This window comes from Sphingopyxis sp. LARHCG72 (assembly GCF_052871675.1).
Window position 1 is genome coordinate 395,347 of record NZ_JBIXJU010000004.1, and the last position, 22,571, is coordinate 417,917.

Here is a 22,571-nt window from a genome sequence, read left to right on the forward strand (position 1 = left end):
GTCATTTCTCGATGATGGCTTCGGCTTCGATTTCGACTTTCCATTCGGGCCGGATCAGCGCCGGCACAACCAGCATCGTCGATGCCGGACGGACATTTTTGAATGCCGATCCGTGCGCATGGCCAACCAGATCGGCGTCCGCGGCGTCGGTGATATACATGCGCGTGCGCACGACATCGGCATAGCTGCCGCCAAGCGCTTCAAGCGCCTCGCCGATGATCGCAATGCAGCGCGCAGCCTGAACCCCCGCATCACCCGGCGTCGAGCTGCCGTCGGGTTCGATCGGCGCGCAGCCCGCCACGTCGATGCGGTTCCCCACCCGAACCGCACGGCTATAGCCGTAAATCGGTTCGAACGGGGACGCCGAGCTATGATTGCGGCGAGACGCCTCAGCCACAGGTGACCTGCGTGATCTTGTATGCGTCGTCGTACATCACGTTCACACGGTCGACGCGATAATCCATCGTCATCGCCGAGCGCGGCGGGCCCCAACGCAAGGTGCGGGCACCCGTGGCCTTGAGGATCGCACCGCCCAGGTCGGGGGTCGCCGCCTGTCCGACATAGCTTTGCGCCGCGTCGGCCTTGCACGTCATTTCGGCAGGCGGCGGCGGGGTCGATTCGACAGGCGCCTCGCTGCTCGAGCAGGCGGCAAGCGGCAGGACGGCGGCAATGGCGAGCAGGCGAATGTCCATCTTCAGTCTCCCTTTCAAAAAGCCTTCATTCGGCACAGCGCGTATAGCGCATCGCGCCCGCCGCGGCACCCTCGCCCGTATCACGGCGAACAAGCGTCTTGCCGCCGTCGGCGAGGTCGAGCTGCATCCGTCGATCCCATTCGACGCCTTCGCCGCTGAACTTGTAATCGGCGACGATGCGACCGGCATCGCTCTCGCGAACGCCCGCCAGTTCGCCGTGCGATTCGTAAAAGCGCAGGTTCGTGGCGTCGATCGTCAGCGCGGTGAGGTCGGTGCCTTTCTTCGCCTTGCAATCGGCCGCCTTCAGTGCCCAGCGGCCGCGGATCGCGGGCGGGATGGCCTTGCCGTCGCCGGCGGTTTTGGTTTCGGGTTTCGCGGGGCTTTCTTCGGCCGCCTCGGGAAGGTCCGCGTCGACCGTCTCGGGCGCAGCCACGGGCGCAGGGCGCTCGGCCTTCTGCAGCGGGCCGATCGTGGCGCTCGCCTCGGGTCCGGATTCCTCGTCCTTGCCGCCGCTGCACGCGGAAAGCAGCAACAGCGCGGCAGGAAGTATCAGGCGGGTCATCGACAATCTCCTTCGAAAGGAGAAATGCGCAGCGCGGTGTGCGGGTTTCATTCACCGCCCCCTTCGCCGAGGACCTTGCCACGGAATGCCGCAGTCGCAAGATCGATCTGGTTATAGCGGTACCAGCGCGGCGCCGGCACGCCGGCAGCCCAAGCCAGCGCCTCGGTCAGCGTGCCATTTGCCACCGGCGTGTCGGGCATTTCCGTGCCGATCGGGTCGGCATAGGCGGTATCGGCGCTGACCACGGTCCAGCCGGCCTTGCGCAGCGCGCGGACGAGATCGCCGATGTGGAGCGCCGCGAGGTCGGTTTCGTGGAGCAGCATCACCTGCACCGGCTGGCGGCCGGTGACGCGCCGCATCATCGCGTCGGCGAAGTCCGCCGCCTCGACATGCCAGCTGACGTAGAGCTGGCCGAGCGCCGTGCGATCGATCTTCTTGCCGGCCCGTACCGCGTCGCGCGTCAGGCTCTCGAGGTGCCAGTCGGACGATTCGGCGGTGACATAGCCGTTGCGAAGGCCGCGCGCGGCAAGCCCCTGCCGCAGAGCGTCGCGCTTCGCCTTGTCCTTCCCGCCCTCGTCGAGGAAGGGGAAGCGGAACCAGGGGCGATAGCCGGGACGGCCCTTGAGCCAGGCTTCGGCGGCGTCGATGTCAGCGAGATAGGCCGCGGTGTCGGTCGTGCTCAGCCGCTTGTGACTGTTGCCATGGTTCGCGATGACATGGCCCGCGGCGACATAGGCGGCGATGCGCTCTTCGCCGCCGACGCCGTCACCGTGCCCGATCGCGCCCGGGTTGACGAAGAAGGCCGCCTGCGGGGCCTTCGCCTTTTTCAGCTCGGCGATGATGCGCTGCGTGCGCTCGTCGGGGGTGAAGAAGGCGCCGCGCCCGCGCGGCACATCGTCGAACGACAGCGCGATCATCTTCTGCGCTGCCGCCGGGGCCGGCAGCAGCAACAGAATCAGCAGAGGCAGGAGCCAGCGCCGCAACAACGCGGCGTCAACCCATCGTGGGGATGACGAAGGCGTTGCCGCCGTCGGGCGAACCGTCGGGCCAGCGCTGGGTGATCGTCTTGACCTTGGTCCAGAATTTCACGCCTTCCATACCGTGCTGGTTGGTGTCGCCGAACGCCGAGCGCTTCCAGCCGCCGAAGCTGTGATACGCGACGGGCACCGGGATCGGTACGTTGATGCCGACCATGCCGACATTGACGCGCGCAGCGAATTCGCGCGCGGCGTGGCCGTTGCGCGTGAAAATCGCGACGCCGTTGCCGTACTGGTGCTTCGACGGCAGTTCGAGCGCGGTTTCGAAATCGGGGGCGCGCACGATCTGCAGCACCGGGCCGAAGATTTCTTCCTTGTAGCTTTCCATGTCGGTGGTGACATGGTCGAACAAGGTCGGGCCGATGAAGAAGCCCTTCTCATGCCCCTGCAGCGAGAAGCCGCGGCCGTCGACGACCAGCTCGGCGCCCTCGTCCGCGCATTTCTGGATCCAGCCTTCGACCTTTTCCTTGTGCGCCTGCGTCACCACCGGGCCGTAATGCGCCTCGGCATCGGTCGACACGCCGACGCGCAGCGCCGCGATCGCGGGGATCAGCTTTTCCTTGAGCCGCTCGGCGGTCTCGTCGCCGACGGGGACGACGACGGGCAGCGCCATGCAGCGTTCGCCCGCCGAGCCGAAGGCGGCGCCGGTCAGGTCGTTGACCACCTGGTCGAGGTCGGCATCGGGCATGACGATGCCGTGGTTCTTCGCGCCGCCCATCGCCTGCACGCGCTTGCCGTTCGCGACGCCGCGGTTGTAGACATAATGCGCGATGTCCGACGAGCCGACGAAGCTGACCGCGCCGATATCGGGATGGTCGAGGATCGCGTCGACCATTTCCTTGTCGCCATGGACGACCTGGCAGATGCCCTCGGGCAGCCCGGCTTCGAGGAAGAGTTCGGCGAGGCGCACGGGAACCGACGGATCGCGCTCGCTCGGCTTGATGATGAAGGCGTTGCCCGTCGCGATCGCGACGCCCGACATCCACAGCGGGATCATCGCGGGGAAGTTGAACGGGGTGATGCCTGCCCCGATGCCGATCGGCTGGCGCATCGAATAGACATCGATGCCGGGGCCCGCGCCCTGCGTATATTCACCCTTCAGCACATGCGGGATGCCGCAGCAGAATTCGATGACTTCGAGGCCGCGCTGGATGTCGCCCTTCGAATCGGCGATCACCTTGCCATGCTCGCTCGACAGCAGATGCGCGAGTTCGTCCATATTCGCTTCGACGAGGCGCTTGAATTCGAACATCACGCGCGCGCGGCGCTGCGGGTTCGTCGCGGCCCAGGCGGGCTGCGCCTTCTTCGCCGCGGCGACCGCGCGTTCGAGAAGCGCGGCGTCGCCGAGCGCGACCTGCGCCTGCACACCGCCGCTGTTGGGGTCGAAGACGTCGCCCTGGCGGGCACTGCCGCCGGGGCCGCCGACGATGTGATGGTCGATCTGTCGCATATTCGAGTCTCCCATAAGATGTTGCCGCTGCCACAGCCGAGTTACGGAGCGATTGCAAGGGATAGACTTGCAGGGATATCCTGCATATTTGCAGCTTATGGACTGGGACAGACTGCAATATTTCCTGTTCGTCGCGCGCCACGGCACGCTCGCGCGTGCCAGCGCGGCGCTGCATGTCGATGCCACGACGGTCAGCCGGCAGGTGAGCGCATTGGAAACCGCGCTCGGCCAGACCCTGTTCGAACGTGCACCGTCTGGCTTCGTGCTGACCGCGGCGGGCCGGGCGCTCGTCCCGCACGCCGAAGCGATGGCCGCCGCGGCCGCACGCATCCACTCGGCGCGCGAAGATGCGTCGTCGCTGTCGGGGCAACTCCGCGTCAGCGTGTCGGAAGGATTCGGCAACAGCTTCATCGCGCCGCGGCTGGCGGGGTTCGTCGCCGCGCACCCCGAACTCGAAATCGACCTTGTCGCGTCGTCGGGCTTCCTCAATCCGTCGCGGCGCGAGGCCGACATGGCGGTGCTGCTCGCGCGGCCCAGAAAAGGCCCGCTGATCACGCGCAAGCTGTCCGATTACAGCCTCGGCATTTACGCCCCCGCCGACCGGCCCGACTGGCAGGAAACCGTCGCCGCGGCGCCGCTGTCGCGCGCAGGCATCCCCGTGATCGGCTATATGCCCGATATCCTCTACGCGCCCGAACTCGATTATCTGGGCGAAATCGAACCCGGGCTGCGCGCAACCGTGCGCTCCTCCTCGATCCTCGCGCAGCGGCGGATGATCGCGGGCGGCGCGGGGGTCGGTGTGCTGCCCTGCTTTCTCGCCGCGGGCGACCCCGCGCTGGTGCGCGTGCGGCCCGAACAGGCGATCGCGCGCGCTTTCTGGCTCGCGCTTCACCGCGACGTCGCACCGCAGCCGCGCATCCGGGCGTTCATCGACTGGCTTGACGCCGAGGTGCGCGAAAGCCGGGGGTTGCTGGTTCCGACTTAGGCGGGGCGCCAGTCGGAAGTGATCAGGCCGCCGTCGCCGAACAGTCTTTCGATTGCATCGGGGCCAGCCGCGGCTTCGCGCAGCCGGTCAGCGAGCGGGTCGTCGATCGGATGGTCGCCGCGCAAGAAAGCGATCCATGCCGCAATCGCGGCCTCGAGCGACGGGCAGCGATGCCCACGCGCCTGATGCCACGCCAGCGTTTCGAGCCAGCGCTGCGGAATCTTCTGGCTGCCGTCCATCGCGATCTGGGCCAGCCGGTGGTGAAGCGCGGGATTGGCGAAACGGTCGAGCAAGGCGTCGGCATAGGCACCAAGATCCTGCCCCGGCGCGGCGTCGATCGTCGGCGCCGCTTCGTTGCGCATCAACCTTTCGATGGCCGGACGGATAGCGGGATCGGCAATCGCCTGATGGACGAATTCATGCCCGCCGCCGAGGCCGATATAAGCGAGCGCCGAATGCGCGCCGTTGAGCATCCTAAGCTTCGCGGTTTCATAGGGCGCGACGTCGGTGACCAGTTCGGCGCTCACCGCCTCCCAGCGCGGGCGCGGGCCCGCGAAATCATCCTCGATCACCCATTGGCTGAAGCCTTCGGTAACCACCGCCCCCTCGTCGCGCGCGCCGAGCGTGGCTTCGACCGCGGCGCGGTCGGCGTCGGTCGTCGCGGGGACGATGCGGTCGATCATCGTCGCGGGGCATCGGCATTCGCTGTCGAACCAGTCCACGAGGTCGGGATGTTGAGATCCAAGATATTCGCGCATCAACCGGCGCAGAACCGAGCCGTTGTTCGCGAGATTATCGCAGCTGAGCAAAGTCAGTCCGGAAAGCCCAGCTGCCTTGCGCACCGCGAGCGCGGCCCCCACGAAGCGATAGAGGCTCGACAGCTCGGTGGCCGCGGCAAGATCGAGCGAGCCGTCGGCGCGGCGCAGATAGCCCTTCTCTGTCACCGTGAAGCTGACGATATGCGTCGCCGGCGCGGCGATGGCGTCGATCACCGCTTGCGGGTCGTCGGCCGCGACGAGCACCTTCTGCACCGCACCGATCAGCCGCAATTCACTGCCCCCTGCGCTGCGCGTGCTGACCGTATAGAGTCCGTCCTGCGGGTTCAGTTGTGCCGCGACGTCGCCCGAGCGGAGCGACACGCCGACGATGCCCCAGTCGCGGTCGCCCGCGCCCATCGCATCGTCGGTGTAGACCGCCTGATGCGCGCGGTGAAACGCGCCGATGCCGATATGGACGATGCCAGCGGCCTGCGCGGTGCGGTCATAGGCCGGACGCCCGACGGCCGCGGGCAGGTCGGTCCGAGGCGACAGCCTCACAGCTTGTAGGCCGCCTTGGCGAGGTTGTAGCTGAGATCGGCCGCGAGTTCGGCCGCCTCCCATTCCTCCATCCGGTGCTCGGCGACGAGCTGCGCGAGGAACCCGCAATCGATCCGCCGCGCGACGTCGTGGCGCGCCGGGATCGACAGGAAGGCGCGCGTGTCGTCGTTGAAGCCGACGCTGTTGTAGAAACCCGCAGTCTCGGTCATCTGGCTGCGGAACCGCCGCATCCCCTCGGGGCTGTCGTGGAACCACCAGGCGGGGCCGAGTTTCAGCGCCGGATAATGGCCGGCAAGCGGCGCGAGTTCGCGTGCATAGCTCGTCTCGTCGAGCGTGAAGAGGACGATCGTCAGCCCCACCTCATTGCCATATTTGCCGAGCAGCGGGCGCAGCGCGTGGACATAATCGGTCGCGGTGGGGATATCGGCGCCCTTGTCCCGTCCGTAGTTCGCGAACAGCCAAGGGTTGTGGTTGCGGAAGGCGCCGGGATGGATCTGCATGACGAGGCCGTCGTCGAGGCTCATCCCTGCCATCACGGTCAGCATATGCGCCCGGAACAATTCGGCATCGGCAGCGCTCACATCGGCACCGGTGACGCGCGCGAATAGGGCCTCGGCTTGCGTCTCCGACAGGTCGGCGGTCGCCGCGGTCGGATGGCCATGGTCGGTAGAGGTCGCACCCATCTCCGAAAAAAAGGCGCGGCGATTGCGGTGCGCGGCGAGATAACCCGCGTAGCTGAACGCATCCTCACCCGACAGCTCGGAAAAACGCCTCAGATTATCACGAAACCCCTCGAACTCGGGGTCGACCACCGGATCGGGGCGATAGGCGGTGATCACCCGCCCGCCCCATTCGCCGCTTTCATTCGCGGCGCGGATCACGGCGTGATGCTCGAGCGTGTCGAGCGGGCTTTCGGTCGTCGCGATCACTTCGATGCGGTAACGGTCGAACAGCGCGCGCGGGCGGAAAGCGTCGGTCGCCAGCGCCTCGGTGATCCGGTCGTAATAGAGGTCCGAGGTTTCGGCGGAGAATTGCACGTCGAACCCGAACGCCTCGGCGAACACCCAGTCCATCCACATCCGCGACGGGGTGCCGCGGAAAAGATGGTAGTTTTGCGCGAAAATCCGCCAGCTTTCGCGCGGGTCGGCGTCCTTGTTCCGGATGCCCAGAGCATCCAGCGATATGCCCTGTGAATAGAGCATCCGGAACACATAATGGTCGGGATGGAGCAAGAGCTCCGCCGCGTTGCCGAAATGGGCGTTGCCCGCGAACCAGCCCGGATCGGTGTGTCCGTGCGGGCTGATGATCGGCAGCCCCGCCACCTCTTTATAGAGCCGGCGCGCGATGTCGCGCTGCGCCGGGTCGGACGGAAAGAGGCGGTCGGGGGACAGCTGCAGCGGACGCGGCATCGGATCAGGCCTTGCTTTCGACGGTCACGGGCGCGAGGCGAGGGCTGAGGAGGTGGATCGCCAGCACCGCAAGGAAATAGACGACCGTGCAGGCGGCGAAGATGACCGTATAATTGCCCCCCGTCGCGTCGAGCACGAGCCCCGTCGATTTCGCCATGATCATGCCGCCGACGCCGCCGGCGAAGCCGCCGAGCCCGATCACCGAGCCCACCGCCCGCTTCGGGAACATGTCGGGCGGGATCGAGAGGATCGTCGACGAAAAGGCCTGGTGCCCCGCAAGCGCGATGCCGATCAGCACGACCGCGAGCCACATGTTGTCGAGGCCCGAAACGAAGAGCAGGGGCAGGACGCAGCAGCCCGCGCCGAGCATCGTCGCCTTGCGCGCGAAATTGACGCTGTGCCCGGTCTGGATCAGCTTCGACGACACCCAGCCGCCGAGAATGCTGCCGACGTCGGAGAGCAGGTACATGATGATCATCGGGAGCAGCACGACCTTGAGGTCGACATTGTAGGTGGTGCTGAAATATTTGGGCAGCCAGAAGAGCATGAGGAACCAGACGGGATCGGTCAGGAACTTGCCGATCGCATAGGCCCACGCTTCGCGCTTGGTGACGATCGCGCTCCAGCCGAGGCGTTCGATCTTTTCGGGCGGATCATGTTCGATCCACGCAAGCTCGGCCTCGCTGACCTTCCCGCTCTCGCGCGGGTTGCTGTAGAGCCAGAGCCAGAGCAGCAACAGGACGACGCCGAAAACGCCGGTGTAGATGAAGGTCTGGCGCCAGTCGAAACCCATCCAGACCATGAACAGCCAGATCGTCGGCGCGGTCAGGATCACCCCGATCGTCGTCGCGCTGTTGACCCAGCCGATCGCGTAGGAACGCTCCTTTTGCGGGAACCACTCGCTCGACGCGCGGACGACCGACGGGAAATGCCCCGCTTCGCCGACGCCAAGGATGACGCGTGCCATCATGAAGGAGACGACCGACGAGGCGAAACCATGCGCGACATGGCCGACGGTCCAGATGCTGATCGCGATCGCGTAACCGACCTTCGGCCCGAAGCGGTCGATCAGCCAGCCCATCAGGAGGAAGCCGAGCGCATAGGCGGCCTGGAAGGCGGTGACGATGTTGCCATAGTCATTCTCGCTCCACCCGAGCTCGGTGCCGAGCGTCGGCGCGAGCAGGCCGAGCATGGTGCGGTCGATATAATTGACCGTGGTCGCGGCAAACAGCAGCGCGACGATCAGCCAGCGGTAACGGCCGGACCGTGGCACCGGCGTCGCCGTACCTCCGTCCGCGAATGCCTGTGCCATAAACCTCTCCCGTTATGTTGCTTAGTAGCTTTTGATCGAGCAGCCGACGCGGATTTTTCCGTCGAACAGCGCTTCGGCGCGCTGGCCGGGCCTGATTTCATGGATACCGGTGATCGCCCCCGCGGATACCCAGGTACCGGGCGGGATCGCGATGCCACGCGCGCGCAATATGCCGATCAGGAACAGCGCCGAGCCGAAGGGACCGTCGAGCATGCCCTCCATCGTCGCCGCGCCCACCGTCTCGCCGTCGATCGCCATTTCGACCGGCATGCGGATCAGGTCGGCATCACGCCAGTCGGCGATCGACGGACCGAGGATCAGCCCCTTGTTGTTGCCATAGTCCGACGCGGTGACCGCGGGGCCGTGGCGGTTGATTTCGGGAAAGGGCGAGCTCGCGATCTCGATGCCCGTGCGGACGTCGGCGATGCACTCGCGCACGCTGTCGATGTCATAATCGCGCGTCCCGACCTCGCCGAAACAGAGCAGCACCTCGGCCTCGGCGGCGGCAAAGCCGTCGGCATAGACAGGCATCGCCGGATTGGCGGCGCCATCGAAGATTTCGTCGGTGAAAATCGGGCCGGTGAGGCGGTTGCCGCCATAATGATCGACCAGCTCGGGCGCGATTCGCCCGACCTTCCATCCGCCGACGCGGCGCCCGTCGAGCGCGATCGCGCGATCCTGGATCGCATAGGCCTCGGCCATCGTCTGCGGCATCGCACCGGGATAGACGGTAAGCGGTGTCTTTCCCGCGCGCGCGTCGATTAGTGCACGCGCCACATTCTCTTGATCGCTTGTCGCCAGCATCTTTCTCATTTCCCTCTTCCGCGAAGCGGTGTAAGAGACACCGGTGTCAAAGGCAAGCGAATATCGGATGTATGACAAATCGTCCCGCAGCGTCGGGCGCCGCTGAGCGGCGATGACCGGCAACAGCCGAATCCGTGCGATCCGCGTCCATGACGCCGACAATGTCGCGACCGCGATCACCGACCTCGCCGCCGGCGACGACCCGTTCGCGAACCCCGACATCCGCATCTCCGTGGCAATCGGACGCGGGCACAAGATCGCCCTCGCACCGATCGCGCGCGGCGAAGCGGTGATCAAATATGGATTCCCGATCGGGATCGCGACCGCCGACATCGCGCCCGGGAACCATGTCCACAGCCATAATCTCGCGACCGCGCTCGGTCGCGACGGCGACTATCGTTATGCGCCCGGCACGAGCGAAACACCCCCCGGTACCGGATCGGCGCCAACCTTTCGCGGCTACGCCCGCCCCGACGGGCGCGTCGGCACGCGCAACGAGATATGGGTCCTCCCGACCGTCGGCTGCGTCGGCAATCTCGCCACGCGTGTCGCGCGGATCGCGGGCGCGCGCCATGCCGGGCGCATCGATGGCATTCACGCCTTCAAACATCCTTTCGGCTGCTCGCAGCTCGGCGACGACCTCGGCCATACGCGCGCGCTGCTCGCGGCGCTCGCGCAGCATCCCAACGCCGGCGGCGTGCTGATCGTCGGATTGGGGTGCGAAAGCAACCAGCTCGGCGCGCTGCTCGACCTGATTCCGCCCGATCGCCGCGCGCATATCCGTACCTTGTCGGCGCAGGCGGTCGAAGACGACGAGGCGGCGTGCCTCGCGCTCGTCGACGAACTGGTCGATGCCTGTGCCGCGACGCCGCGGCGAGACGTGCCGCTGTCCGTGCTGGTGCTGGGGGTAAAGTGCGGCGGATCCGACGGCCTATCGGGGCTGACCGCCAACCCGCTCGTCGGGCGCATGGCCGACGCGGTCGCGGCAGCGGGCGGCAAGGTCGTGCTGACCGAGATCCCCGAGATTTTCGGCGCCGAGCAGCTGCTGATGGACCGCGCGGTGTCGCGCGGGATTTTCGACGAAACCGTCCGGCTGGTGCAGGATTTCAAACAATATTTCATCCGTAACGGTGAGCCGGTGAGCGAGAACCCCTCGCCCGGCAACATCGCGGGCGGGATCACGACGCTTGAGGAAAAATCGCTCGGCGCGGTGCAGAAGGGCGGCAAGGTACCCGTCGTCGACGTCCGTCGTTATGGCGGCGAGGCGACGCTGCCCGGGCTGACCCTGCTCGAGGCGCCGGGCAATGACGCGGTCTCGTCGACCGCGCTGACCGCCGCGGGGGCGACGATCATCCTCTTCACCACCGGCCGCGGCACCCCGCTCGGTTTCCCCGCGCCGACGCTGAAGATCGCGTCGAACAGCGCGCTCGCGGCGCGCAAGGCGGGGTGGATCGACTTCGACGCGGGGCAGGTGCTCGACGCGGGTTTCGACGCCGCCGCCGACGCGCTGCTCGACCTGATCGTCGCGACCGCGTCGGGCGAGGCGACGAGGGCCGAGAGCAACGAAGAGCGCGATATCGCGATCTGGAAATCGGGCGTGACGCTTTAGCGCTTCTGCGTCAGGTCGGGCCAGCCGCCCACCGCCTCTTCGGTATCGATGATCCGGCCGCGGCGCGCGGCGACATCGGCGACGACGCGCGCGTCGACCGTATCGCGCGGCTGCGATGCCCCGCTGTGCGCCAGCACCGCCGCGCAGCCGTTCGGCGCCGGGTCGCGCGCCACCGGCGCAACGTCGGGCGCCTTGGCGAGCATATTGTGCAGCCCCTTGACGAGGCTCCACTGATCGGCGGGAATCGCGCCGTTCAGGCTGTTGCCCGAAAACCAGCTCTTCGCGTTCGGGTTTTCCTCGCGGAAGATGAAGGCGCCCTGCGTATCGGGTCCGGCGATGTAGCAATTGTCGATGAAGGCATAGGTCGCCGCGCTGTCGGTGTCGGCATTATAGCCCGACGCGGTGCCGCCCCAATTATAGAAGATGTTCGACCGGAACTCGATCAACGGGCCTTCGGGATCGTCGGCGACCGGCGTGTAATTGCCGGGGCGCGGCATCCGCTGGACGTGGTGCGCCCACAGATTGTGGTGAAACGAAAAGCGCGACCCGCGGCCGCCGCGGATCAGGCTGCCATAGCCGTGATCGCCCTTGCTGTGCCCGGCGCGGCGCAGCGATTCAGAGATGATCGACCATTGCACCGTGACGTCGTAGATCCCCGGCGTCCGGTCGTAGCGCGCCGACACCGACAGCGTCTCGTCGACCGACCAGCTCGCCGAGACATGGTCGAGGATGATGCGCCGCCCGCCGGCGATCGAAATCGCATCGCCCTCCTCGCCCGATTGGCTGCCGAGCCGCGAACGGATGTAGCGGATGACGACGTCGTCGGCGTTGACGATCAGGCTGTGGTCGGCGAGCGCAATGCCGCCCGCGGGCGCGCCGAGCCCGCTGATCGTGATGCGCGGGTTGCGGATCACCAGATCCTTTTTCAGCCGGATCGTGCCGGCGACATCGAAGACGATGATCCGCGGGAAATCCTGTTCGACCGCGTGACGCAGGCTACCCGGCCCGTCGTCGTCGAGATTGGTCACGCGCAGGGTCTGCCCGCCGCGCCCGCCCGCGGCAAAACGTCCCGCCCCTTCCGCGCCGTCAAAGGCGAGCGGCGGGTCGGGTTCGGGTGCCGCGAGCGTCGCAGCGGGGCAAAAAAGAAGGGCGCAGACCAGGAGCTGCGCCCTTCCCCCCTTTGGTACGAAGGTCATCCGGTCAGAACTTGAACCGCACGCCCGCGAGGAACTCGCGTCCGGTGTGGTTATAGACCACCGCGCTGTTGCGATCGCGGCTGATGAACTGATCATTATATTCGTCGGTCAGGTTCACGCCTTCCAGCGTGAGTTCGAAGACGTCGTTGATCTTGTAGGTCAGCTGCGCATCGACGTTGAGCGTGCTGTTCTTGCCCTCGACGTCATTGTTGTTCTGCCCCGGCACGCGCTGCAGATAGGCCGAACGATAGGCAACCGAGCCGCGCGCACTGAACTTGCCGTCGTCATAATAGAGCGTCGCGTTCCACGATTCGGGCGACAGGTTGAGCAGGTCGTCGCGAATGATCTGCGTGCTCGTCGGCGACACCTGATAATCGATCTTCGACTTCACGCGCGTGTAGTTCGCGGTCATGCCGAAATGCTTCAGGAAGCCCGGCAGGAAATCGAACGGCTGCTGCACGTTGATTTCGAACCCCTTGAGCGGACCGCCGCTGGTGTTGATCGGCGTCGTCACCTGGAAGATTTCGTCGCCGGTGAAGTTCGCTGGCAGCAGGTTGAGCGGCAGGCCCGTCTGGTTGAACGGAATATTGTTCCGCAGGCTTTGGATATAGGTTCCGATATCCTTGTAGAACAGCCCGAGCCCGATGAACGCGCCCTTGCCGTGATACCATTCGAAGCTGGCATCGAGCGTGTTGGCGCGGAACGGCTGGAGGAACGGGTTGCCGACGGTCACCGACAGGTTGCCGGTCGTCGTGATCGATCCGCCCGGATTGAGGTTGCCGAGCTGCGGGCGCGCCATCACCCGTGCGGCGGCAAGGCGCACGATCAGATCGTCGGTGACGTTCGCCGAGAGATTGAGCGACGGCAGCCAGTCTTCGTAGCGGTTCTCGACGGTGACGAGCGTCCCGCCGCCCGCTGCCTGATAGCCCTGCGCGGTGACGTCGGTTTCGACATAGCGCACGCCGAAATTGCCGCGCACCGGAATGCCGAGGACATCCTGCTTGAAGTCGAACATCAGGAAGCCCGATTTGTCCTTTTCGACGATCCGGCGGTTGTTGCCGCGCGCATTGCCGTTGGTGATCGACGACAGGGTGAAGTCGCCCGGCCCGCCGGCCGGTCCGCTCTTCAGGCAGTTGCAATAAATGTCATAAGCGGCGGCGATCGCCTTCAGGTCGGGGATCAGCCAGTTGGTGATCGAACCATTGGGCATGCCGAGCCCCTTGCCGAACCCCTCGACCATCGTCGTGAGGTTGCTGCCCGGCGCCGGCGCAAAGATCGTGTCGTTCTGGTTGACGCGGCGGAATTCATAGGTGTCGAACGTATATTTCTTGTAGTCGCCGCCGATATTGACGCTGAACGCGTCGGGAACGATGTCCCACACCAGGTCGACGTGGAGAACGTCGTTGCGGTTGTTCGCGCCCTGCGGCCGGATACGGATTTCGCTGGTCGTGGTGTTCGGCACCGTCGCGGGCTGGGTCCCCGACGTGACCACCGGCACGCCGACGAGCTGGAGCGCGCCGTTCGGGTTGGTGGGGTCGAACCCGTAACCGATGAACGGCTTGCGATCGCTTTCGCGGAAATCGAGCGTGTATCCGTTGACGTTCAGCGCATCGAGCGTCGTCGTCGTCTGGATCGGGTTGCGGAATTTCGATTCGGCGCGCCCGATGCGCGCATTGATCCGCACGCTGTCGCTGAACGCATGTTCGATCGTCAGCGTCGGCTGCGTGAAGGTCGTCGACAATTTGTCGAAGCGCGATTCGGCGCGGACGTCGACGCCGTTGTAGACGCCATAGAGCAGCGCGCCGTTGGTGTCATATTGGGCTTGGACGACGCTCGTCTGCGGCTTGCCGCCCTGCGCCGCGTTGCGGCTGAACGAAATCGCCTCGAGGAAATCTTCCTGCCGCGTCGCCTTCAGCTTCGCGTAGAGGAATTCGGCGGTGATCGTCGTATTGTCCGACGGCGCCCACTGGACCGACGCCGTGACGCCGAGGCGGTCCTGATCGTGCGTCAGGCGGCCATAACGCGGCAGGCGGGGGTGGAAATTATTGGGATCGTTCGCCGCATTATAGGCCGCGACGTTCGCCGGCGTGTTCGGCAGGCGGGCGACGCCTTGCGCGGCGGGGCCGCACGTCGCCTGTGTCGCGTTGGTGCCCTGCGAGGTCAGCCCGACCGGGGCGCAAAAACCCTGCGACGACGGACCATTGTCCCAGCGCACCGTGCTGAAGCCCTCTTCGTTGAGGCGGCGCTTCGAATAGGCGGCCGACACGAGCACGCCGAAGCGGCCGTCGGCAAAGGTGTTCGAGATCAGCAGCGCGGCGCGCGGATCGATCTTTTCGTTGAGGTCATTGTAGCGCCCCTTGATCGACCCCGCGATGCGCAGGCCGTTATAATCGAAGGGACGCGCCGCCTGCAGATCGACCGTCGCGCCGAGCGAGCCTTCGTCGACATTCGCCGACGCGCTCTTGCGCACGGTGATCGAATTGAAGAGTTCGGAGGCGAAGACGTTGAAGTCGAAGCCGCGCGAGCGGTTCGCGCCGCCCGAACTGTCGGTGCCGCCCGTCGTCGCTAGCGCCTCGATCCCGTTGATGCGGATGCGGGTGAAATCCTGCCCGAGGCCGCGAACGACGATCGAGCGGCCTTCGCCGGCGTCGCGGTCGATCACGACGCCCGGAATGCGCTGGAGCGATTCGGCGAGGTTGGTGTCGGGGAATTTGCCGATATCCTCGGCCTTGATGACGTCGACGATCCCGCCGTCGGCGCGCTTCGCATTGAGCGCTGCGTCGAGCGAGGCGCGAAAGCCCGTCACGACGATCTCGCCTTCGGGGGCCACCGCCTCGTCGGCTGCCTGTGCCGCGTCCTGCGCATAGGCCGGCGAAACCGCCAATACGGCGAGCGACGCTCCGCACGCCAGCCCGGTCAAAGTGCGAACGCCCCGCGCTCCATGAATAGCCATTATCATCCTCCCTTATCGCCCCGTTGCCCCCGCTCGCGCAAGGAATGACACCGGTTACTTTGCTGGACAAAACGATCTGGCCAACCGTTTCATCCGTCGATTTTTCAGAGGTTGATGGCGGCCGCCGTCTTTTGCAGCGAACCGGATCAGACCCTCTCCCTTGGAAATATTTTCTCGTTGACCGATTGGGGTAACCGGTGTCAGAAAGATTGCGGATTGTGACGAACATGTCAATACCCCAATGATGAGGAGAGACGGGATGGCCAGAAAGCCTTGGATAACTGCGCTTTTCCTGGCGCTTTCCCTGTCATCGGGCGCAGCGGCTGCAACCGAAACGGCGGCGCTCGCTTTCCCCGGCGCGGTCGGCCCGGCGGCGCAGACCCCCGGCGGACGCGGCGGCCAGATCCTGCGCGTCACCACCCTCGCACCCGATGGCCCGGGGTCGCTGAAGGCCGCGATCGAAACTCCCGGACCGCGCATCATCGTGTTCGAGGTCGGCGGGGTCATCGACATGGGCCGCAGCACGATCGAGATCAAACATCCCTATCTGACGATCGCGGGCCAGACCGCGCCCGGACCCGGCATCACGCTGATCCGCACCGGCATCGACGTGAAGACGCACGACGTCGTGATGCGCCACCTGCGCATCTATACCGGCGTCGACGGCCAGCCGAAGCGCAGCGGCTGGGAGGCCGACACTTTCTCGACCGTCGCGGCGCATAATGTCATCGTCGACCATTGCACGCTGATGTGGGGCATCGACGAGAATATGTCGGCGTCGGGACCGCGCTTCACCGGCAAGACGGTCGACGAGTGGCGCAAGGGCACGAGCCACAACGTCACCTTTTCGAACAACCTTGCAGCCGAAGGCCTCGCCGACGCGAGCCATCCGAAAGGCGAGCACAGCAAGGGATCGCTGATCCACGACAATGCGACCGGGATCGTCTTTTACCGCAATGTCTGGGCGCATAATGTCGAGCGCAACCCGCTGATCAAGGGCGGCGGGCAGGCGCTGATGATCAACAACCTGATCTATAACCCGCAGCACCGCGCGGTGCATTACAACCTGATGAACCTCGAATGGGTCGGGCATGATTATGTGACGGGGCAAATCACCGCGATCGGCAATGTGATGCGCGGCGGCAACGACACCGACAAGGATCTGCCCTTCCTGATGCTCGGCGGCGACGGCGACCTCGAATATTATGGCAAGGACAATCTCCACGTCGACCGCCACGGCACGCCGCTTCCCGAATTCGGCCGTTATGGCGAAACGCAGGCGAAGCTGATTCGCGCGAAGGCACCGCTCGCGCCGCTCGGCGGATACAATATCCTGCCCGTGCGCGACGTCGAAACCTCGGTGCTGTCGACCGCAGGCGCCCGGCCCTGGGCGCGCGACGGCGAAGAGATTCGCGTGCTCTTTTTCGTCGCCGAAGGCCGCGGCGACGTGATCGACGACGAGAAGGAAGTCAGCGGCTACCCCAAGGTCAAGGAGGTGCACGCGCCCTTCGTCGAAAGCGAATGGGACCTCGCGACGATGGAGCCGAAGTCGGGCACCTACCCCGGCCAGACCGCCCCGCTGCCGCAGGAAAATCTGTCGGCGCGCGACCGCGCGTCACGGACCGGAAACTGACGATGAGCGCCCTGCTCGCGCTGCTCGTCGCGGGCGCTGCCGCCCCGGCGATGGTCGTGATCGACGAAACCGCGACGGTGCGCGAAGAAGCGCCGCCGCACGGCGCGATCGGCCTGTCGACCGCGTACCGGATCAGCGATGCGGTCCCCGCGCCGCGCAGTTTCGAGTTTCGCAAGCGCGCGCTCCACGTCGGCGCCGCGATCGGCGTCCATCCGATCGACCATGACGAGATTTATTATGTCCTTTCGGGCACCGGCGTCGTCCATTCGGACGGCGAAGAGAAAGAGCTGAAGGCCGGCACCGCCGCGTGGCTTTACAAGGGCGCGAAGGTCGGCATCCGCCAGACGGGGAGCGAGCCGCTGGTCCTGATCATCGCCTATCCGAACAAGGCGCCCGCGCCATGACGGTGGACCGCCGCACACTGCTGACGGCCAGCCTCGCGCTGCCCTTTGCGAGCGCGGCCGCGAAAGAGGCATGGACGCGGCCCGCGGGCCTGGCGCCCGACGCGAGTATCGCGCTCTGGCCCGACGGCCATATCGAACCACCCGCCGGACTCGTCGAAGCGGTCGTCCAGCGCAGCGACGACGCGGACGCCAGCGACCGGATGCTGCAGGGCATCACGCGCCCGCGCCTCGACATCTTCCGCCCGGCGAAACCCAATGGCGCCGCGGTGATCCTCGCGCCCGGCGGCGGCTATCGCTACGTCGTGATCGACAAGGAAGGCTATGAGCTCGCGCGCTGGCTGCGGGCGCGCGGCGTCACCGTCTATGTCCTCTTCTATCGCCTGCCCGGCGACGGCTGGGCGAACGGCGCCGACGTGCCGCTCGCCGACGCGCAGCGCGCGGTGCGGCTGGTGCGCAGCCGCGCCAAGACGGACGCCATCGATCCGGCGCGCGTCACGTTCGGCGGCTTTTCGGCGGGTGGGCAGGTCGCGGCGAGCCTGCTCACGCGTTTCGGTGCGAAGGTCTACGATCCCGTCGACACGGCCGACACACTGTCCGCGCGCCCCGATGCGCTCGCCGCCATCTATCCCGTCGTGTCGATGGACCCCGCGATCGCGCACGCCGTCAGCCGCGAGAAACTGATCGGCGCCAACCCCGACGACGCGCGCGAGAAACTCTATTCGCCCGAGCGCAATGTCCGCGCCGGCCAGCCGCCGCTGTGGCTGCTCCACGCCGAGGACGACGATGTCGTGAAGGTCGAGAACAGCGTCCGCCTACGCGAGGCGACGCGGGCCGTCGGGGCGCCGGTCGAAGCGCATTTCTTCGAACGCGGCGCGCATGGCTTCGGGCTGATGAAGACCGCGGGGCTGCCCGTGGCGATCTGGCCCGAGCTGCTGTGGAACTGGCTCGCCTCGCACAAGATCGTCTAGCTACCTGGCTGGATGTAAGGCACGCGCGCGAACAATTCGCGTTCCCATTTGCGCGGATCATTCTCGACGCGGCTCTCCGTATCGAAGATCATCGTCGGCCGCTTCGCCAGATCATAGGCCGGCCAGCCCGGATCGCCGGTGCACGCGAAGCGCACAAAAGCGTCCATCACCCGGTCGCTCATCGCCTGCTGCGCCGAAGTGGGATCGGGGACCGTTCCGAAGCTGAGCCCGATATCGTCGGTGTGCTTCGCCTGTTCGAAATCGAGCTGGTAGACGAACGCCGGATGGCCGGCGCGGGCGCGCGCCTCGGCCTCCTCGACCTGCCCGCGCCAGCTGCGCGCCCCGGTGACGATGCGATGGAACAATTCGGAAGGTTCGGCTTCGGGGTAACGCGCACGGAACTGGCCGACGACCCACGACGGTTCGATATCGATCCGCATCTCGGATGCGATCCGCACGGCGAGGTTGTCGAAGGTCAGCCCTGCAAGCTGCTTTCCTTCCGGCGCATAAAAGGCGCGCGTTTCCATCACGACATTGCCGAGCATCATCGGGATGCCCAGCGATTGCGGTGCGGCGTCGGGCCAGAAGGGATGGCGCGCCAGATGCTTCATGTCGAGCACCGGCCCCATATAGACGCTGCCGCCGAGGACCGGATCGACCGCCGAAAGCGCCGCGACCAGTTGCTCCACCGGCGCGGTCGCCGGATCAACGCCCGGCCCCAATTTATCGAGGAATGCCTGCGCGCGCTTCGTCGCGTTGAGCGGCCCCGATGCGGTGACCTGTTGCCCGCTCATCGTGATCGCCTTGCGGAACAGGCCTTTGGCTTCGGGCATCGCCATCAAGGTCGCGATCTTCGCACCGCCGCCCGACTGGCCGAAGAGGGTGACATTGCCGGGATCGCCGCCGAAGCCCGCGATATTGCGCTGCACCCATTGGAGCGCGAGGATCAGGTCGAGTTGCCCGGCATTGCCGCTGTCGGGGAAACGCGGGTCGAGCCGTGCGAGATAGAGATAGCCAAGCGCGTTCAGTCGGTGGTTGACGGTCACGACGACGACGTCGCCCCGCGCCGCAAGCGCCGCCCCGTCGTTGAGCGCGTCGGTGACGCTGCCCGTCGAATAAGCGCCGCCGTGAAAATAGACCATCACCGGGCGCTTCGCCGGCCTGTCGATTTCCGGCGTCCAGACATTGAGGAAAAGGCAATCCTCGCTCTGCGGCCGATAAGTTTCGCCGGTCTGGGGACAGGCTGGACCAAAGACGTCGCCCCGCAGTTGCTCGGCCTTCGTCACGGCAACCGGCGCCCGAAAACGCTCGGCGCGGCCATAGCGAATTCCCGTGAAAGCCCAGGACTGGCCGTCGCCAAAACTGCGATGCGTGCCCGAACGATAGGGGCCGTCGGACGCGCTGACCCCACCGATATGATCGATCGGCGTAAAAATCTCTGCGCGGGCAAGCATGGGCAAAACAAGCGCGCCGCCGGCCGTTGCCAGTAGCGCCCGGCGGCCGATCATGTCAGCGCCGGACATCCAGCCCGCCGCCGTGGAAGGCGTCGATGTCGGCTTGCCCGAAAAGGCTCGCGTCGCCCGGCAGCGAATGTTTGAGGCAGGTGAGCGCCAGGCCGCTTTCCGCCATCGCCTGGGCATCGCCGCCCGAGCGATGCGCATGCAGCACCCCGGCGGCAAAGGCATCGCCTGCACCGATGCGGTCGACGATGCCGGTAACGTCGATTTCCGGGGTCTGGTAGCCGCTGCCGCGCAGGTCGACCCGCGCTGCGATCCGATGATGGTCGGCGGTGACCGTGTGGCGCGCGGTCGAGGCGATCAGTTTGAGACCCGGAAAGGCGGCGAAACCGGCTTCGGCGGCTTCGCGGCGCCGGTCTTCGCCCTCGCCGCTGAATTCCCGTCCCAGCACCAGCGACAGGTCGCGGTGGTTGCCGAAGAGGATGTCGGCGCTGCCGATCAGCTCGGAAAGGATCGTGCGCGGGTCGCTGTCCCACGCTTCCCAAAGCATCGCGCGGTAATTGCCGTCGAAGCTGACGGGTACGCCGAGCCGCTTTGCCGCGCGCGCCGCGGCCAGCGCGGCTTCGGCCGAACGCGGCCCGAGCGCGGGCGTGATCCCCGACAGGTGGAGCAGGCCCGCTCCCGCCAGCAGGCGGTCGAAATCATAATCCTCCGGCCCCGTCGCCGCGAAGCTCGACCCGGCGCGGTCGTAGACGATCTCCGAGGCGCGGAGCCCTGCGCCGACGCTGAGGAAATAGACGCCCATGCGGCCCGGACAAGGCGTGACGGCGGCGCAATCGACGCCGGCGCCGCGCACCGCCGCCACTGCTCCGCGACCCAGAGCATTTGCCGGAATCTTGCTGACCATCGCGCAGTCATGGCCAAGATGCGCGAGCCCGATCGCGACATTCGCCTCGGCGCCGCCGACGTGGAGCCCCAGCGACGGCGACTGCATCAGCAGTTCGTTGCCCGGCGCGGTGAGGCGGATCAGCAGTTCGCCGAAAAAGACAAGGCGGCCTTCGGTCATCTCACTCCCCGCTCACCCTGGCCGTGCCGGCGGGTGGCCTTTCCTGTTATCGCGCGAGCCAGCCGCCGTCGACGGCGAGGATATGGCCCTGCACATAGTCCGACGCCGATGACGCGAGGAAGACCGCGGCGCCGCCGATGTCGCTGGGGTCGCCCCAACGCCCCGCGGGAATGCGTTCCATGATCTGGCGGTTGCGCGTCTCGTCGCCCTGCAGCGCGGCGGTGTTGTTCGTCGCGATATAGCCCGGCGCGATCGCATTGACCTGCACCCCCTTCGCCGCCCATTCGTTCGCGAGCAGCTTGGTGAGCCCGCCGACCCCCGATTTCGACGCGGTATAGCTCGGCACGCGAATGCCGCCCTGAAAGGTCAGCATCGAGGCGATGTTGATGATCTTGCCCGAACCGCGCGCGATCATGTGGCGCCCGACGCTCTGGCACAGAAAGAAGAGCGTCTTCAAATTGGTGTCCATCACCGCGTCCCAGTCGGCCTCGGTGAAGTCGATCGCGTCGGCGCGGCGGATGATGCCGGCATTGTTGACGAGGATGTCGATCCGCCCGAATTCGGCGAGCACCGCATCGACGAGCGGCTGGACCGCGCCGACGCTCGACAGGTCGGCGGCGAAATTTTCGCCCTTCCGCCCCAATCCGCGCACCTTGCCGACGGTCTCGTCGGCCGGCGAGCGGCCCGCGGCGGCGATGTCGGCCCCCGCCTCGGCGAGCGCGAGCGCGATCCCCTGCCCGATGCCGGTGTTGGCGCCGGTGACGAGCGCGACCTTGCCCGAAAGATCGAAGAGACCCGCCATTACGACAGCTGACAGATGTCGAGGACGTTCATGTCGGTATAATCCTGGTTCTCGCCCGCCATCGCCCAGATGAAGGCGTAGGATTTGGTGCCAGCACCCATGTGGATCGACCAGGGCGGCGAGATCACCGCTTCCTCATTCTGAATCACGATGTGGCGCGTCGCTTCGCCCTCGCCCATGAAATGCATCACGCGGTCGGTGTCGACATTGTCGAGTTCGAAATAGAAATAAATCTCGCTGCGGCGCTCGTGGATGTGCGGGGGCATGGTGTTCCACACGCTGCCTTCCTTGAGCACGGTCAGCCCCATCACGAGCTGCGCGCTGTCACAGACGCCCGGGATGACGAGCTGGAAGATCGTGCGTTCGTTCGATTCGGCAAGGCTGCCGCGGTCGAGCGCATTGGCGTCGGCGATGCCGAGCTTGCGCGTCGTGAACGCCTTGTGCGCCGGGCACGACGCCAGATAATAGCGTGCACCTTCGCCCGCGAAGCTGACGTCGGTCGCGCCCATCGTCACATAGAGGCAATCCTTGTTGCCCAGCGTGAAGCTCTCGCCATCGACGGTCACCGTGCCTTCCACCGACGACACGTTGACGATCGCAAGCTCACGGCGCTCGAGGAACGGGTGGCCCGCGGCCGACGGCGGCTCGCTCTGCGCGGGCAGCTTGACCGGCGCCGAGCCGACGGCGACCCCGCCGATCACAAAGCGGTCGGCGTGGGTGTAGTTGAGGACGCACTCGCCTTCGCGGAACAGGTCCTGGATCAGGTAGCGATCGCGCAGCTCGGCGTTCGACACTTCCTCCATCATGACGGGATGGGTGGCGTAATAGGTCTTGGAAAACATGGGTGACATCCTCGCTCGAGATTTCTGGCTTGCCGCCTTGCTAGATTTGATGGTAACCGGTGTCAAGAGGTGTT

At 66.2% G+C, this 22,571-nt stretch carries 20 protein-coding genes; 5 read left to right on the top strand and 15 right to left on the bottom strand.

Features of this window, described 5'->3' with window-relative positions; translation table 11 throughout:
* Nucleotide 1: 1 nt before the first annotated feature.
* The 5 genes from ACIPPQ_RS12085 to ACIPPQ_RS12105 are packed head-to-tail and all read right to left on the bottom strand — an operon-like array spanning nucleotide 2 to nucleotide 3,741.
* On the bottom strand, nucleotides 2–397 hold the full coding sequence (locus ACIPPQ_RS12085; protein ID WP_446544323.1) for a RidA family protein: 396 nt from the start codon (nucleotides 395–397) through the stop codon (nucleotides 2–4).
* Entirely contained in the window at nucleotides 390–692 is a 303-nt protein-coding gene (locus tag ACIPPQ_RS12090; RefSeq protein ID WP_446544324.1) for an I78 family peptidase inhibitor, read from the bottom strand. The genes ACIPPQ_RS12085 and ACIPPQ_RS12090 overlap by 8 nt, the downstream gene beginning before the upstream one ends.
* A gap of 25 nt (nucleotides 693–717) precedes the next feature.
* The gene (locus ACIPPQ_RS12095) at nucleotides 718–1,254 is read right to left on the bottom strand and encodes a hypothetical protein (RefSeq protein WP_446544325.1); all 537 of its coding nucleotides are present in this window, start codon (nucleotides 1,252–1,254) and stop codon (nucleotides 718–720) included.
* Nucleotides 1,255–1,301: 47 nt separating this feature from the next.
* Nucleotides 1,302–2,237, bottom strand: a complete 936-nt coding sequence (locus tag ACIPPQ_RS12100) for a polysaccharide deacetylase family protein (RefSeq protein ID WP_446544326.1) — start codon at nucleotides 2,235–2,237, stop codon at nucleotides 1,302–1,304.
* 10 nt (nucleotides 2,238–2,247) lie between these two features.
* Nucleotides 2,248–3,741: a CoA-acylating methylmalonate-semialdehyde dehydrogenase gene (locus tag ACIPPQ_RS12105; protein ID WP_446544327.1), complete on the bottom strand. Its 1,494-nt coding sequence runs from the start codon at nucleotides 3,739–3,741 to the stop codon at nucleotides 2,248–2,250.
* A gap of 97 nt (nucleotides 3,742–3,838) precedes the next feature.
* Here ACIPPQ_RS12105 and ACIPPQ_RS12110 point away from each other — a divergent pair, with 97 nt between their 5' ends.
* The gene (locus ACIPPQ_RS12110; RefSeq protein WP_446544328.1) at nucleotides 3,839–4,726 is read left to right on the top strand and encodes a LysR family transcriptional regulator; all 888 of its coding nucleotides are present in this window, start codon (nucleotides 3,839–3,841) and stop codon (nucleotides 4,724–4,726) included.
* Here the strand turns inward: ACIPPQ_RS12110 and ACIPPQ_RS12115 are convergent.
* Genes ACIPPQ_RS12115 through ACIPPQ_RS12130 form a run of 4 tightly spaced genes read right to left on the bottom strand, consistent with a single transcriptional unit; the run spans nucleotide 4,723 to nucleotide 9,576 of the window.
* Nucleotides 4,723–6,042 carry a mannitol dehydrogenase family protein gene (locus ACIPPQ_RS12115; RefSeq protein ID WP_446544329.1) on the bottom strand — a complete coding sequence of 440 codons (1,320 nt, stop codon included), beginning with the start codon at nucleotides 6,040–6,042 and terminating at the stop codon, nucleotides 4,723–4,725. The two genes, ACIPPQ_RS12110 and ACIPPQ_RS12115, sit on opposite strands and share 4 nt — an antisense overlap.
* Nucleotides 6,039–7,451 carry a glucuronate isomerase gene (gene uxaC / locus ACIPPQ_RS12120; RefSeq protein ID WP_446544330.1) on the bottom strand — a complete coding sequence of 471 codons (1,413 nt, stop codon included), beginning with the start codon at nucleotides 7,449–7,451 and terminating at the stop codon, nucleotides 6,039–6,041. The genes ACIPPQ_RS12115 and uxaC overlap by 4 nt, the downstream gene beginning before the upstream one ends.
* A 4-nt stretch (nucleotides 7,452–7,455) precedes the next feature.
* Nucleotides 7,456–8,763, bottom strand: coding sequence for an MFS transporter (locus ACIPPQ_RS12125; RefSeq protein WP_446544331.1), 1,308 nt, complete (start codon nucleotides 8,761–8,763; stop codon nucleotides 7,456–7,458).
* Nucleotides 8,764–8,784: 21 nt separating this feature from the next.
* On the bottom strand, nucleotides 8,785–9,576 hold the full coding sequence (locus ACIPPQ_RS12130; protein ID WP_446544332.1) for a 2-keto-4-pentenoate hydratase: 792 nt from the start codon (nucleotides 9,574–9,576) through the stop codon (nucleotides 8,785–8,787).
* A gap of 103 nt (nucleotides 9,577–9,679) precedes the next feature.
* On the opposite strand from ACIPPQ_RS12130, the gene ACIPPQ_RS12135 reads away from it, so the two are divergent.
* Complete coding sequence (locus tag ACIPPQ_RS12135; RefSeq protein ID WP_446544333.1) at nucleotides 9,680–11,176, top strand: UxaA family hydrolase; 1,497 nt, start codon at nucleotides 9,680–9,682, stop codon at nucleotides 11,174–11,176.
* Here the strand turns inward: ACIPPQ_RS12135 and ACIPPQ_RS12140 are convergent.
* Nucleotides 11,173–12,372: a pectate lyase family protein gene (locus ACIPPQ_RS12140; protein WP_446544334.1), complete on the bottom strand. Its 1,200-nt coding sequence runs from the start codon at nucleotides 12,370–12,372 to the stop codon at nucleotides 11,173–11,175. The genes ACIPPQ_RS12135 and ACIPPQ_RS12140 overlap by 4 nt on opposite strands.
* A gap of 4 nt (nucleotides 12,373–12,376) precedes the next feature.
* A complete protein-coding gene (locus tag ACIPPQ_RS12145) occupies nucleotides 12,377–15,325 on the bottom strand; it encodes a TonB-dependent receptor (RefSeq protein WP_446544335.1) in 2,949 nt (982 codons plus the stop codon).
* 259 nt (nucleotides 15,326–15,584) lie between these two features.
* Between ACIPPQ_RS12145 and ACIPPQ_RS12150 the strand changes: the two genes are divergently transcribed.
* The 3 genes from ACIPPQ_RS12150 to ACIPPQ_RS12160 are packed head-to-tail and all read left to right on the top strand — an operon-like array spanning nucleotide 15,585 to nucleotide 18,330.
* Complete coding sequence (locus tag ACIPPQ_RS12150) at nucleotides 15,585–16,958, top strand: pectate lyase family protein (protein WP_446544336.1); 1,374 nt, start codon at nucleotides 15,585–15,587, stop codon at nucleotides 16,956–16,958.
* A gap of 2 nt (nucleotides 16,959–16,960) precedes the next feature.
* Entirely contained in the window at nucleotides 16,961–17,362 is a 402-nt protein-coding gene (locus tag ACIPPQ_RS12155) for a cupin domain-containing protein (RefSeq protein WP_446544337.1), read from the top strand.
* A complete protein-coding gene (locus ACIPPQ_RS12160) occupies nucleotides 17,359–18,330 on the top strand; it encodes an alpha/beta hydrolase (RefSeq protein WP_446544338.1) in 972 nt (323 codons plus the stop codon). Before ACIPPQ_RS12155 ends, ACIPPQ_RS12160 begins: the two co-directional genes overlap by 4 nt.
* On the opposite strand, the gene ACIPPQ_RS12165 is transcribed toward ACIPPQ_RS12160, so the two are convergent.
* Genes ACIPPQ_RS12165 through kduI form a run of 4 tightly spaced genes read right to left on the bottom strand, consistent with a single transcriptional unit; the run spans nucleotide 18,327 to nucleotide 22,497 of the window.
* Complete coding sequence (locus tag ACIPPQ_RS12165) at nucleotides 18,327–19,853, bottom strand: carboxylesterase/lipase family protein (protein WP_446544339.1); 1,527 nt, start codon at nucleotides 19,851–19,853, stop codon at nucleotides 18,327–18,329. The genes ACIPPQ_RS12160 and ACIPPQ_RS12165 overlap by 4 nt on opposite strands.
* Entirely contained in the window at nucleotides 19,840–20,853 is a 1,014-nt protein-coding gene (locus tag ACIPPQ_RS12170; RefSeq protein ID WP_446544340.1) for a sugar kinase, read from the bottom strand. The genes ACIPPQ_RS12165 and ACIPPQ_RS12170 overlap by 14 nt, the downstream gene beginning before the upstream one ends.
* 46 nt (nucleotides 20,854–20,899) lie before the next feature.
* Entirely contained in the window at nucleotides 20,900–21,655 is a 756-nt protein-coding gene (gene kduD / locus ACIPPQ_RS12175) for a 2-dehydro-3-deoxy-D-gluconate 5-dehydrogenase KduD (RefSeq protein WP_446544341.1), read from the bottom strand.
* Nucleotides 21,655–22,497 (bottom strand): 5-dehydro-4-deoxy-D-glucuronate isomerase, encoded by an 843-nt coding sequence (kduI, locus tag ACIPPQ_RS12180; protein ID WP_446544342.1) that lies wholly within the window; start codon nucleotides 22,495–22,497, stop codon nucleotides 21,655–21,657. The genes kduD and kduI overlap by 1 nt, the downstream gene beginning before the upstream one ends.
* Between the last annotated feature and the right edge of the window lie 74 nt (nucleotides 22,498–22,571).